Origin of the sequence: uncultured Thomasclavelia sp. (assembly GCF_944324745.1) — a bacterium.
Lineage (GTDB): Bacteria > Bacillota_I > Bacilli_A > Erysipelotrichales > Coprobacillaceae > Thomasclavelia.
Genome location: NZ_CALUXO010000026.1, coordinates 1 through 13,527, shown reverse-complemented (window position 1 = coordinate 13,527; position 13,527 = coordinate 1). Strand labels below are relative to the sequence as shown.

General features: G+C 32.8%; 11 protein-coding genes. 1 reads left to right on the top strand and 10 read right to left on the bottom strand.

All coding sequences use genetic code 11. The annotated features are described in order from the left end of the window. Window positions 1-121: 121 nt before the first annotated feature. Entirely contained in the window at window positions 122-397 is a 276-nt protein-coding gene (locus Q0K54_RS02640; protein WP_294578296.1) for a DUF3810 family protein, read from the top strand. 23 nt (window positions 398-420) lie between these two features. On the opposite strand, the gene Q0K54_RS02635 is transcribed toward Q0K54_RS02640, so the two are convergent. From Q0K54_RS02635 to Q0K54_RS02590, 10 genes are all read right to left on the bottom strand, one after another. Continuing rightward, complete coding sequence (locus Q0K54_RS02635; protein WP_294578295.1) at window positions 421-963, bottom strand: sugar O-acetyltransferase; 543 nt, start codon at window positions 961-963, stop codon at window positions 421-423. Window positions 964-968: 5 nt separating this feature from the next. Then, window positions 969-1,913: an NAD(P)-dependent oxidoreductase gene (locus tag Q0K54_RS02630; RefSeq protein WP_294578294.1), complete on the bottom strand. Its 945-nt coding sequence runs from the start codon at window positions 1,911-1,913 to the stop codon at window positions 969-971. Window positions 1,914-2,023: 110 nt separating this feature from the next. Next, a complete protein-coding gene (locus tag Q0K54_RS02625; protein WP_294578293.1) occupies window positions 2,024-2,650 on the bottom strand; it encodes an SDR family oxidoreductase in 627 nt (208 codons plus the stop codon). A gap of 190 nt (window positions 2,651-2,840) precedes the next feature. After that, window positions 2,841-3,566, bottom strand: coding sequence for a sulfite exporter TauE/SafE family protein (locus Q0K54_RS02620; RefSeq protein WP_294578292.1), 726 nt, complete (start codon window positions 3,564-3,566; stop codon window positions 2,841-2,843). Window positions 3,567-3,595: 29 nt separating this feature from the next. After that, window positions 3,596-5,008, bottom strand: coding sequence for a 6-phospho-beta-glucosidase (locus Q0K54_RS02615; RefSeq protein WP_294578291.1), 1,413 nt, complete (start codon window positions 5,006-5,008; stop codon window positions 3,596-3,598). Between the two features lie 151 nt (window positions 5,009-5,159). Beyond that, window positions 5,160-6,041 carry a MurR/RpiR family transcriptional regulator gene (locus Q0K54_RS02610; protein ID WP_294578290.1) on the bottom strand — a complete coding sequence of 294 codons (882 nt, stop codon included), beginning with the start codon at window positions 6,039-6,041 and terminating at the stop codon, window positions 5,160-5,162. A gap of 15 nt (window positions 6,042-6,056) precedes the next feature. Continuing rightward, window positions 6,057-6,716 carry a DNA alkylation repair protein gene (locus Q0K54_RS02605; RefSeq protein WP_294578289.1) on the bottom strand — a complete coding sequence of 220 codons (660 nt, stop codon included), beginning with the start codon at window positions 6,714-6,716 and terminating at the stop codon, window positions 6,057-6,059. A 102-nt stretch (window positions 6,717-6,818) separates the two neighbouring features. Then, window positions 6,819-7,175, bottom strand: a complete 357-nt coding sequence (locus Q0K54_RS02600) for a molecular chaperone Hsp90 (RefSeq protein ID WP_294578288.1) — start codon at window positions 7,173-7,175, stop codon at window positions 6,819-6,821. 106 nt (window positions 7,176-7,281) lie between these two features. Then, window positions 7,282-10,740, bottom strand: coding sequence for an alpha-L-fucosidase (locus Q0K54_RS02595; RefSeq protein ID WP_294578287.1), 3,459 nt, complete (start codon window positions 10,738-10,740; stop codon window positions 7,282-7,284). A gap of 20 nt (window positions 10,741-10,760) precedes the next feature. Then, window positions 10,761-13,037 carry a glycoside hydrolase family 16 protein gene (locus Q0K54_RS02590; protein WP_294578286.1) on the bottom strand — a complete coding sequence of 759 codons (2,277 nt, stop codon included), beginning with the start codon at window positions 13,035-13,037 and terminating at the stop codon, window positions 10,761-10,763. Window positions 13,038-13,527: the final 490 nt, after the last annotated feature.

Here is a 13,527-nt window from a genome sequence, read left to right as displayed (position 1 = left end):
TATACCTTGAAAAATGTAGTTTCAAGACTACACTTTTTTAGCTTGAATAAATATTAAAAACCAGGAAAAATATATTTACATATAATTCCTGGCTAAAATTTTATCATCTTAACTTAATGACATTGGTTATTTAACAGCTTTTATTTATGTCAATAATGCTTTAAGAAAAAACGGTCAGGATGTCAGTGAATATTATGATAGATTACCCCAAATAGTGATCGATGATTTAACAGCCAATAATGAATTTTGGAATCAATATGGTGACTTTTTAAGTTCACTTACTAATACTGTCAATGATACATATTTAAAAATCAATTCAGTCAGTGAGGGAACTAATAGTTATTCAATGTTTGTTGATTTATTATATTCTTACAGCAAAGCTGAAAATTTATTTTAAAAAAATGTCGTCAAGACATTTTTTTAATCACCTTCAATTGGATGCAAAATACAACAGGGATTACCAGCAGCCACCACATTATCGGGAATATCATGAGTGACCACAGAACCGGAACCAATCACACTGTTTTTTCCAATGGTAACCCCAGAATTAATAGTCACATGACCACCAATCCAGACATTATCTTCAATTACAACATCCATCGCATATTCCAGCCCGGTTTTTCTTAAAGTTGGATCCAGAGGATGGCTGGCACAATAGATATGCACTCCTGGTCCTAATAAAACATGATCACCAATAATGATCTTTGCTGTATCGACCATCACACATCCATAATTAGCATAAAAATTAGTCCCAATGCTAATATTTTTACCATAATCACAATAAAAAGGTGGTTCAATATAACTATCAGCGCCAGCTTTAGCTAATAAATCTGATAGCATCGCTTTTCGCTTATCATATTGTTCAATTGTTGTTTGATTATATTTATATAACAATCGTTTACATGAAGTATATAATTCTTTGCCTGAGCCATCTAAAGGATTTATTTCATATCTTTGTTTCATAATAATTAACCGACAAGATTTTTAGGCTTTCCAGCCAACCAGGCATAAAGATTATCAAAGACAATTTCAGCTCGTTGTTCCATTGACTCCCTAGAAGCAAAAGCAATATGTGGTGTAACGATAGTATTGCGACAATTTAATAACGGATGAGTTGTTGCAATTGGTGGCTCCGTTTCAAAAACATCTATTGCCGCTCCAGCGATATCACCGCTATTTAATGCCTTTGCCAGTGCTGAAGAATCAACTACTTTTCCTCGAGCTGTATTAATTAAAATAGCGGTCTTTTTCATTAAATTTAATTGTTTTTGACCAATCATGTTTTCAGTTTCTTTTGTTAAAGGGCAATGCAAAGAAACGATATCACTATTTTGTAATAGCTCTTCTAGAGTTACTTGTTGATCAAAAACAGGATCCGTTACTTTTGAACGACTGTAAGTAATTACCTTACAACCAAAAGCTTTTGTCAGCGCTGCCGTCTTTTTACCAATTGCCCCAGCTCCAATAATTCCGACTGTTTTTCCATTTAATAAACTGCCAACTAAGCCGTCTTTAGTCCCCTGACTGCGACATTGCTGTTCTGTTTCCTTTATCTTTCTTAGTAATTGAATCATGAAACTAATACACAATTCACTGACTGCTTGAGTAGCATATCCTGAAGCATTACTAACCTGAATATTTTTACTAGCTGCTAACTCCATTGGAATATGATCAACTCCAGTAAAAGCAACATCAATATATTTTAAATTTGTTGCTGTTTCAATAACTTTAGCATCAAGAGGCATATTAGCCAACATGATTACATCGGCATCTTGACAATAATTTTCTTGATGAACTTGTGTTTCTTGCTTACTATACACCTTCAAAACATGTCCCATTTGAGCTAGTTTATTTTGATGATATTCAATAATTGAATTAGCGACCCCTAATTCTTCTAATAAAACTATTTTCATTTTAAGACTCCTTCCAAATAAAAAACCAATTACTTAACTTTTTCTATTATACTATAAAAGCTAAATAATTGGTATTGGAAGTATAATTAATAAAATTTAAATGCTAATTATTACCAGATATGATAACCACCGTCGATCATGATATCAATTCTAGTAGTATAAGTTGAAGCATCGGATAATAAATATAATACAACCCCCGCTAATTCAATTGGTTTTCCTACTCGATGCATTGGAGTATTATTCATCGAATTTTCGAAAACCCGTAGATCATCATCTAATTTAATGAAATTTTTAACATTGCTCATTCCTTTTTCTAAAAAGCCTGGCGAAACGCTATTGACCCGAACATTACTTTCTCCATATTCACTGGCAACGCTACGTGTTAAATGTAACACGCCACCTTTACTAGTACAATACCCTGACATATTGAATGGCGGTTTATTAACAATCGTACCGGTAAATGAGGCAATATTGACAATTGAACCTTTTTTATTAGCTACCATATATTGACCAAAATATTTGCAACAAAGAAATGTTCCAACAATATTAATGTTCATTAATTGGGCATAATCTTCACCGGTATAATCTTGAATACTTCCATGCTGATTAACTCCAGCCGCATTGGTCAACCCATCAATTGTCTTAAAATTAGCAATAATTTGTTCACTGACCGCTTTAACGTCAGCTTCTTTTGAATTATCAACTAAATAATATTTAACTTTTACTCCATATTGCACATGAATTTTGCTGCTAATTCTTTTAGTTTATCTTCATTACTTGGAATATCGATAATTGCCAGATCACCACCGGGCTGTCCATCGGCTTCAATAAAAATGGGAGCAAAGATACCCAGTTGCTCCAGTGGCAACAATTACTTTATTATTTAATCTAAATAAATCTAAAACATTTTCCATCTTTATCCCCAAATTATAATAAGGTAGTTACTACATTAGAAATACCACATAACCCAATTAAAACATATGTTAATTTCTTTATTAATTCGCCATCTAATTTATCAACGATCTTATTGGCAATAAATAATCCTAATAAAATACCTACCATTCCTAAAGCAATTCCTGGTAATAAGGAAACAGTAATAATTGAATTAAAAATTCTAAAAATAGTGGCATAAGCTACATTAACCAGGAAGAAACATTGAATTGTTCCCAAATATTCTTCTTTGCTGCTAGTTTTTGCCAGAAAATAGATAACCATCAGTGGTCCCCCGATTCCAAATAAACCATCACACATACCAGAAATCACAATACAAAGAATTGAAACAATCCCTTCTGGTTCAATCGTTTTCTTACTAAAAAACAGAAAGTAAATTGCTAGTATGATCAAGAAGATTCCTAAAATAATCTTCATGACTTCCTGATTGATCATCTTAGCAAAAAGAATGGAAACACTACTAACTGCTAGATATAAAATTGCTGGAGCGATAATCTTTTTTACATTAATAGTCTTACGATAACGATAGACCATAGCAGCACACAAGATTACACAAATAGCACTAGAAATCCCGGCACTTTGAACCACGCTGAATGTTAATGGTAAAAACATCATCATGACTACCCCAGCTCCAAAACCGGTAACTCCTTGGACCAAACCTCCAGCTAATGCTGGTAAAAAGATATAGTAAATAAATTCCATTGATTATTCCTTTCTTCCATTATTAAAAACTATAATTCTTCACCATTAGTTTTAATGACATTTTGATACCAGTAGAATGAGTCTTTTTTGCTTCGAGCCAATGTTCCACTACCATCATCATGTTTATCAACATAGATAAAACCATAACGTTTACGCATTTCACCAGTTCCAGCTGAAACTAGGTCGATACATCCCCATGGCGTATATCCCATTAAATCAACATCATCTTCTTCTACTGCTTTGATCATTTCTTTGATATGTTCTCTTAAATATTCAATTCGATATGGATCATGAATACTTCCATCATCTTCAACTTTATCTCTCGCTCCCATTCCATTTTCAACAATAAATAATGGTACTTGATAGCGATCATATAATTTATTTAGAGTTGTTCTTAAACCAATTGGATCAATTTGCCAACCCCAATCAGTGATTTTTAAGTAAGGATTGCGACCACCACTAATAACATTTCCTTCAATTTCTTCAACATTGCTTCCTTCAATTGATGAAAAGTAATAGCTAAATCCAATATAGTCAACTTTTCCTTCTTTCATTATTTCTAAATCACCATCTTCCATTTCTGGTGCTGTAGTATTTAATCTTTTCCACATTGCCGTGCAAGTATTAGTATAATATCCTCTTACATGAGCATCTCCATAATAATAAAGTGGCATCATTTTCTCTCTAACAGCAACCTGGTCTTCTGGAGCACAAGTAGCTGCGTATGTTTCTGGTACTAAAAGCATACAACCAATTTTATTTTCAGGATCAATTTTATGTCCTTCAATTACCGCTTTAGCACTGGCAACAAACATATGATGTGATGCTTGAACAACTGTTTTTCCTTGATCTTCGCCTTCTTTAAATATTATTCCTGCTTGATGATATGGTCTAGGTACCCGCATTGTGGCATTGATTTCATTAAAAGTCATCCAATATTTAACTTTACCTTTATATCTTTTAAAACATGTTGTGGCATACTTAACAAAGAAATCAACCAACTTACGATTACGCCAAGAACCATATTCTTGAACTAATGTTAATGGTGTTTCATAATGTGATAAAGTAACTACTGGTTGAATGCCATATTTTAATAATTCATCAAAAACATTATCATAGAATTTCAACCCTTCTTCATTAGGTTCATCTTCATCACCACGAGGAAAAATACGGGTCCAGGCAATTGACATTCTAAAACACTTAAATCCCATTTCCGCAAATAATTTAATATCTTCTTTATAGTGATGATAAAAATCAGTTGCTTCATGACTTGGATATAATACTCCTTCATGAACATAGTCATCAATTTGACGTCTAACACCATGACTAGCACCACGTTCAACATCAGCAATTGATAGTCCTTTTCCGCCTTCTAAATAACCACCTTCATATTGATTAGCGGCTGTTGCTCCGCCCCATAAAAAATCTTTTGGTAAACTCATTTTTCTTCTCTCCTTTTTTCTCTACCTTTGTTGTCTATAGAATACCAAAAATACAGAATTTATCTACAAAATAGCCTAAAGATAAAACAGCGTTTTCAAACTCAAGTTTTTAAAGTACAAAAAAATGAAAACATTGTTTCCAATGCTTTCATTAATCTTCTTTCATTACTTCATTATCACTAGAGCGATTATATTCATAATCTAAGGAAAACTGTTTTTTCAATTTAAACGCTTCATCATAATTTTTATGAAAAAAACTACTATATAATAAATCCAACACTAACATAATCGAAACACTAGTTGAAAAAGAACCTATATTACTGTACAACTTTTCTCTAGTAGTCATCCGCAAAACAACATCAGCATCTTGACTTAAACAATTTTCACCTATTGATGTAATTAAAATTGTTTTAGCTGGTGAATTAACGACGTTTTTAAAATACTGTCGTGTCCTTAAAGTAGTGCCCGTATATGAAATAAAAATAAAACATTCATCCTTTTTAGCATGATATGTATAATAAAATTGATTATTGGGATTATCAGATACGATTACTGTCTTTCCAATTCGCATCATACGATCTGCAAAAACCTTGGCCAGATCTAAACCAACTCCAATGCAGATGATATAAATATGGGTAGCTTTATATAGTAATGTTGTCGCATGGATCAATCTTGGATAATCAACTAAAGATAGGGTATCTTTACAAGTTTCTTCATAAAGATGGGCAATTGAATGACAAACTCGGGCTAGATTATCATCTTTACTAAAAGGAAAATTAGCATCTATCTTATTAAAATAATCATTAATATATTCTTCTTCATTTAAAAATGCAATCTTAAAATCTTTATAGCCTTTAAATCCTAACTTGTTGCATAATCTCGTTACCGCTGAAGTCGACGTATATGAATAGCTAGCTAATTCTCGAACTGACATGTCTTTAATTTCAATTCCTAATTTTAAAATATTAGCCGCCACTTCTTGTTCAGAACTAGAAAGAGTGGTCAGTTCCTTTAAATTTTCTCTAATTAACAACACCATCACCTCGCTTTATAAATATTTGCTAGCTTCTTTGATACTTAAACTAGATAAATTATCGTGGTATTTAGCGATAAAAGATCGCACCCAATCAGGATTGGTTTTAGAATAATCACGCAAACTCCAGCCAATCGCCTTATTAATAAAAAACTCATTACTATTTAAATTATTGACAATTATTGTTTCTAAAAGCTGGGTATCGGTCTTATCTTTTCTCAATAATTGATGATCAATTGCAATGCGACGAAGCCAAAAATCTTCATCAAGCGACCACTGTAACATTAAATTGGCAACCCGTTGATCTTGAAGTCCAATTTTACCGATAATCTGGTCAAAAAAATCTGTTGTATCCCACCACTGTTTTGTTTGAATATATTGCTTTAAATGATCAATATCATCATAAGTAAGATATTTTTGCATAGCTTTTAAATAGTCACCTACAAAATATTGAAGTTCCCGATAATCATCTTGATAACAATAATCTAAAAATTGCCAATCAATGACACGATTCTTTTTTTCCTGTTTTAAAATATCACGACAAATGGCTTTTCTTTTGGGAGTAGCTATCCCATAAAATTTAAATAGATTTCGCATATATTTAGCCATTTTTTGAGCATTTTGATCATCACGATTTGATTCAAATAGTTCTTTTAATTGCTGATATTTTTCCATAGACTACCTCTTATTGATTATTTATATATTTCTAGTTATTATTATATAATAGAAAATATTGCTTTCACAAATAAAAAAGCCAATGTTTTAACACATTGACTTTTAAAGCAGAGCTTCTTTTTGACTAAGAATTTCTTCACATACTTTACAAGCCGGACAATCACAATATTTAGCCCCTGATGCTTTTATTTCTTTAGCATGCGTTGCTACTTCTTGAGCTTTATCTTTTCCAAAAACACTTGCTCCAGCTTCACTAGAAGCAAAGGCAATTAGATTATCAATTGGCATAATATCTTCTTCAATTTCCGCTAAATATTTTTTAGTCATCTCTTTTTCTTGATCAGTCCCTAATGCTGCTAAAAATTCAGTAGCTATATCCTTTAATTCCTGACAACAAGTAGCTGTTTGTAATAATTCATTAGTTTTAGTAACGACATAATCTAAAGTTTCTTTATTCATGAAATCTACCTCCTATTACTTTCATTATATCATAAAGCAGGCCAAGATAAAATTAATAAAGGAATGACCGGTGTCATTCCTTTAAATACATTCCTTTAAATAATTGCTAAGCTCTTTTTCTTTTAATAACAACATATCCTAAAGCTGAAATAATAGCTCCTAAAACAAATACGGCAATTACTTGTTGATCACCAGTACTTACACTAGTATTGTTTTGTGATTGATCACTTGTTGCGTTATTAGTAGTACCTGTTCCATTATTAGTATCTCCAATTCCTTGACTTGGATCTTGAGTTGACTGATTATCATCACCACTACCAACATCATCAGATTTAGTCTTAACTTCAACAGTAAATGTTGTTTCAAAGTTTGGTCCATAGTGAACTGTAACCGTCTTTGTTCCAGCTGTAGCTGAATCAAAACCAGAAACTGTAACATCACTGGTAATATCCATTTCACTGCTATCTTCTAATACAGCGATAACTTTTAAACCAGTTAAATCTAATTCATCATTAATAGCATAAGTAGTTTTAAATGGAACACTGTCAATTCGAATTCCCACTACCGCTGGAGTAGTAACTTCAAGACTAGTTAGTTTAACATTAGCACTGTCAATTGCCAGCATTCCTTCATCACTAGCTGTAATTACCATATTAGTTAAACCAGGATTGCTGATTGAAACGACAACTGTTTCAGTTATTAGTTCATCACTGGCAGCTAATGATACTGTTTTGCTTTCAATACCTTCACCACTAATAGATAATGTCATATCAGCAGTAGCTTTATAGTTAAAATCAAAACTATATGTTCCTGCATACTCTGTTTTTAATGGAATAGTTACGGTATTACCTTCTTTGATTTTATCAATTAAACGACCATTACTGTAACTACTATTATTGACCATCTTCAAATATTCATCATTAACGATATTTTCATGTTTAGAATCTAAAATACCTAATTCAGCTTCTAATAATTTTTCACTGTCAAAATTATCAGGCATGATCAATGGATTTCTAACTGTATATTGACTGATTGGCTGTAAATTATTATAAGCAGTCATTAACGCATTAGATAGTCTAATTTTATCGCTATCACTAATTGAATCATTATCAATTGCTGCTTTAGCATTCAAGTAAGCTTCATCAAATGCTGCCCAGCCTTCTTCTTTATACCATGATTGAGAGATATTAGAAGTTTGACTTACAGCATCTTCAACGCGTTTATCATTTTCAACGATTACGATACGAGCAGTACTCTTCATACCAATTTGAGCACCACCAGTAGGTGTGAAGATTTCAACATAGAAATCTTTATTTCCCGTTACATCTAAGTTATCGATAGTGTTGATAGTTACATATTTTGATTTCTCACCATCTTTAAATGTAATAGTTTCGTTAGTAATATTTTCATAATATTGACCTTGAACTGCTGTTCCTGGTGGCGTAGTAACATTAACAGTTACTTCACCAGTAGATCCACCAGTACGTTTAATCTTAACTTTCAATGAATCGCCTTCAATAACTTGATATGAATCAGTTTCAATTTCAAACAAGCCGTTTTCATTAACTCCTAAATAATAACCATACGCAAAGTTAATTGGTGCTCTACTAGTACCAGTAGTTATTTGAATTGTATGTTCACCATTGGATAATGTTGGTGATTCATACAAGATCTGACCTGGAGTTTCTGAAGAAGCTGAACAGTTAGCTGAAGTAATATATTTACCATCAATGTAAACATCGATTGCTCCATAACCTGGTCCTTTAGTACCAACTATAGCAAAATATGTTCCTTCAAAAGTATATTTAATAGTTGCCCAACCATCAGTAGTTGTATAGCTGCCATCATCTTCTTCATGCCAACCAGTATTTCCTGCACCATCTTCGTTCCAAGAACCTTTATTTAATTCTAATCCCTCATCACCTGGAACAAATTTAGTATATGCTTCTGGTAAAGATTGTGTTGTTTCAAAAGCTTCAGCAGCTTTATAAACACCTACTTCACTGATCATTGGTTCAGCTTGAGAACCAGTAATATTGATTCTAAGTCCTGTAGCTGTAACTGGATCACTTCTTAATAACTTTTTAGCGCCGATAGTCTTTCCATCACCAAAAGTTACCCAATCACCATTAGCATTTTGATATTCAACATTGAACTCACTGATTCTTTGACCTTTAGTAATATATTCTTCAATTGAAACAACATCAAATTCCTGAGCTTCATCAAATTGAATTTCGATAGTACCAGTATTAGTTCCTTGTTCAGTTGTCCAATAAGTATCATCATTACCATCAATAGCTTTTGTTGGTGAATATTGTAAGGCATTTTCATAAACACTAGAAGCCATAGCACTAGCATTATCAGTTAATAAATTTGTTGCAAAAGTTTCACTAATAGCATTTTTAAACTCATTTAGCCGAGAATAAATGCTACCATCTAAATCACCACTTTGGTTTGGTGGGAAGTTTAATAACAATGGTGAACCATTTCCAACTGTGTCAAAATAAATTTTAGCCAGTTGTGACATTGATTTTGGATTATCACCATCATGGTAGAACCATCCTGCTGTAATGCTGACATCACTTTCCGGTACTGACCAGTGATCTCCATCAGGGATACCATAAGTAAAGCCATCTTCTTCACTATAACCATCACCTTTAACAGAATCTACTTTAGCCCAAGTCTCTTCGCTTGCCTGACCTTTTTCATTACCAATCCAGTGGATACCACCATCAGTTCCACCACCAAAAATTAAGATACCTGGTTCATTTTCTTTAATCGCAGATAAAATTCTTTCAGTATCATATTCTTGAGCGTCGCCACCTTCACCTTTGGCTCCGTCCATCCACCATTCTACAAAACGACCATTATTACCATAAATTGGATTAGTTACGATTTCTAAAATTTGATTAACATAATAATCATTATAATCTAGAACATCTTTTTCTTTAACTTCATCCATAGTCATACCATCAACTGGATTACCATTTTCATCCAGCAATGGATTACCATTTTCATCATAATAACCATAACTTTCAGCATTAACATCCCAAGGAGATAAATATAATCCCATATCCATATCATACTTAGTACATGCAGCTGAAATTTCTGCTAAGATATCACCTTGACCATCTTTATATGGTGAATTAGCGATATCATGTTCAGTATATGCACTTGGCCAAATACAGAATCCATCATGATGTTTAGCTGTAACAATTAAACGTTCAAACCCGGCATTTTTCAATGCTTCAACATATGATTCAGCGTATTCAGCAATATCACCAGTTGGGTTAAATGTAGCCGGATCTTCAGTTCCGTCACCCCATTCAAGACCAGTATAAGTATTCATTCCAAAATGAACAAATGCCGCCAATTCTTCATCATGATATTGCAATTGTGCTTCATTTGGTGTGGCACCCCATGCTTCAGGTTCGACAACAGTTTTATCTTCCAAATCAGAGTCATCTAGCATATCGGCATTAACAATAGTATAGGCAAATTGACTTACGACCGTTAATGCTAACATAAATGCCAGTGCTCCTTTCAATATTTTTCTTTTTTTCATATTCTGAACCTACTCTTTCTCTAATTTACCACATGCAATGTTGCAATTTTTCTTGTATAAATATTGGTTTCACCTACTGTTGAATAAACAATTTCGTAAGTTCCTTCTTTACTAAAATCAATTTCACTAGTTCTTGTTTCACCATTCCACATTAATTTATAACCATCATTAACTGAACAGCTAACTTCAAGACTTTGCCCATTGTAATCAGTTGCTGATACATTAGCTAATAAATCAGTTAATTGATCTTCGCTGCTAATAGTAATATCTTGAACGCCACTAATTGTTGGACAAGTTTGATAGTAACGATCGGCAGCTTCTTTTTGAGCAGCTGTTTGACTGTAACTTACATAATCAATTACAAAGTCCATTGGGAATTGAGTTTCATCATTAGGGAAACCAGGCCATTCACCACCAGCGGCTAAATTGAATAATAAGTAATGTGGTTTTTGGAAATAATCTAAATCAGTAATATAAACTGTTGAATATAGATTATCATCAACATACCACTGAATTGTATCTGGATTCCATACGATACTAAAAGTATGGAAGTCATCATTAAAGGTTTGCCCAGCAGGCAATGTATATGTGTTAGTTTGAGCTTTATCACCATCTTCAGTCATACCATTATGAATAGTACCATGAACAGTACTATCGCTTGTTCCCGCTACATTAGGATTAGCACCAATTAATTCCATGATGTCAATTTCACCACACATTGGCCAACCAACACCTTGGTCACTATCAACTAAACCATCTAAAGTAAAGTCATTTCCTAATGTCCAGATAGCTGGGAATGCTCCAGCACCCTTAGGTAATTTTGCTCTTACTTCAATTTTCCCGTATAAAAATTCTTTTTTACCAAAAGTAGCAATACTTCCAGAATCGTATTTTTTTACGATATCACTACCATCAGCATTATAATGAACTCGATATTCATCTTTATTTGTTGCTCTTAAAACTAAATTTCCATCTTCAACAAAAACGTTATCTGAGCTAGCAACATAATCTTGTGGTTCAATACCCCGTTTGTGACCTAATTGATAACTCCAGGTATCCATATCTAAGGTATCAAAATCATCACGCCACACTTCGCTATATTGATTAGCCTGTTCTTCTTGCTCTTGTTGTTTTAATTGTTCTTGATAATCATCATATTGCTTAGCTTCATATAATCGCATATGAGAAACATTAACAGTACCATAATATGTTGCTTGTTCACTTTCAGTGCCTGTTGGTGAACCATACTTATAAACATTTAAAACAACTTTATTGTAAGAACCTGAATTGAATTTAATTTCTACATCTGACCATGAAGTCCCTCCTGGCCATGTTTCCCCTAAACGAGTAGTAGTGGCATCTTTATCATCATTAGGTCCTTCCACTGAAACTGTCGTCCCCGCTTGCGGATCACTATGTTTTACTCTAACTTTAAAGATGTAATCAGTATTTGGTTCGACTTCAGCTACAGTTCTGATCCAAACATCACCATTGTCGGCTGGTAAAACAAAGCCATTAGTATTTTCACCATAACCTTCTCCTATTACTGTAGGATTATCTGATGAAGCATTAGAATAATAATCTCCTGATGCCCAACCTAGAGGCCAGCCATCATTAGCTTTTATTTGATCATTAGTCATTCCAACTAAATCACTATTACCAACTTTATTTTCTAAAGTGATCAATGTCTTTTGATTTTCAGTATATTCATCATAATCACCTTTAGTAAATAATTTAGCCTCATCGATATAAACTCGTGATTTATAAGTATCGCTGCTTTCATCATCGGTCCATTTTAAAACCCGAAGTAAAACTTCAGTTCTTTGTCCAGAATTGAAAGTAATGGTAGGATTATTCCAGTTAGTTCCCCCAGTCCATACTTCGTCAATTCCATCAATATTGCCTCCAGTTCTAGCATCTAATACTTGTAAAATAGCATTTCCACCAGCTAATTCTGTTTTAATTCTAGCAGAAAATACATATGAAGTATTTGGTTTAACTTCAACAATCTGTCCTAGCCAGGTGTTATCACTATTAGCCGGTAACATGGCAGAACGTTCACTTTCACCATAACCAATATAACTAATTTGACCACCGTTCAATGAATACCATTTACCAGTAGACATGTTGTTATAATCCTTTGGAAAAGCGCTTACATCTACCGAGCGCATTTCATCAAAGTCACCATCAGCAACTAAATCTTCTGCTGCATATACTTGCCACTGTTGCATATTGGCAAAAGCCAGTAAACTTATTACCAACGCTCCAGCAACAAGAATTTTAATTGATTTTTTCATGTTGTTCTCCTTTCTTATATTTAGTAAATATCTGGAATTATTTACTAAATTTTTCATCGATGACATTATAACTCATAATTTATAATAATGCAATCAATAATAGTAATATATGTGAATTTTTTAGTTTTTATAGGATGAATTTACGTAGTACCAAGATTTTTTGTAAAAATTTTACCATATTTTTATTAAAAACATCCTATTTTTTAACTATAATAATTAAGTAAAATTTACTGATTTTATTTTACTTAATTAATTAAGTAAAAAATCTTATCTTTACTAATATTTAATTATTTAATAAAATAATTATTAGGAAGATTTATTTACGTGAGGAGGTTTTTATAATGGATTATTTAGTATTAGATATCGGTGGTAGTGCGATAAAATATGCACTAATGAATGATGAGTTAGATATGTTAGAAAAAGGAAAAGTACCAACCCCTAAAGATAGTCTTGACAATTTTAAAGCTGCAGTAAAAAAATTATATGACCA

Excerpts from the sequence above, each read along its gene's own strand:
- Q0K54_RS02635 (WP_294578295.1), bottom strand. The coding sequence starts at position 963 with ATGAAACAAAGATATGAAATAAATCCTTTAGATGGCTCAGGCAAAGAA.
- Q0K54_RS02630 (WP_294578294.1), bottom strand. The coding sequence starts at position 1,913 with ATGAAAATAGTTTTATTAGAAGAATTAGGGGTCGCTAATTCAATTATT.
- Q0K54_RS02620 (WP_294578292.1), bottom strand. The coding sequence starts at position 3,566 with ATGGAATTTATTTACTATATCTTTTTACCAGCATTAGCTGGAGGTTTG.
- Q0K54_RS02615 (WP_294578291.1), bottom strand. The coding sequence starts at position 5,008 with ATGAGTTTACCAAAAGATTTTTTATGGGGCGGAGCAACAGCCGCTAAT.
- Q0K54_RS02605 (WP_294578289.1), bottom strand. The coding sequence starts at position 6,716 with ATGGAAAAATATCAGCAATTAAAAGAACTATTTGAATCAAATCGTGAT.
- Q0K54_RS02600 (WP_294578288.1), bottom strand. The coding sequence starts at position 7,175 with ATGAATAAAGAAACTTTAGATTATGTCGTTACTAAAACTAATGAATTA.
- Q0K54_RS02595 (WP_294578287.1), bottom strand. The coding sequence starts at position 10,740 with ATGAAAAAAAGAAAAATATTGAAAGGAGCACTGGCATTTATGTTAGCA.
- Q0K54_RS02590 (WP_294578286.1), bottom strand. The coding sequence starts at position 13,037 with ATGAAAAAATCAATTAAAATTCTTGTTGCTGGAGCGTTGGTAATAAGT.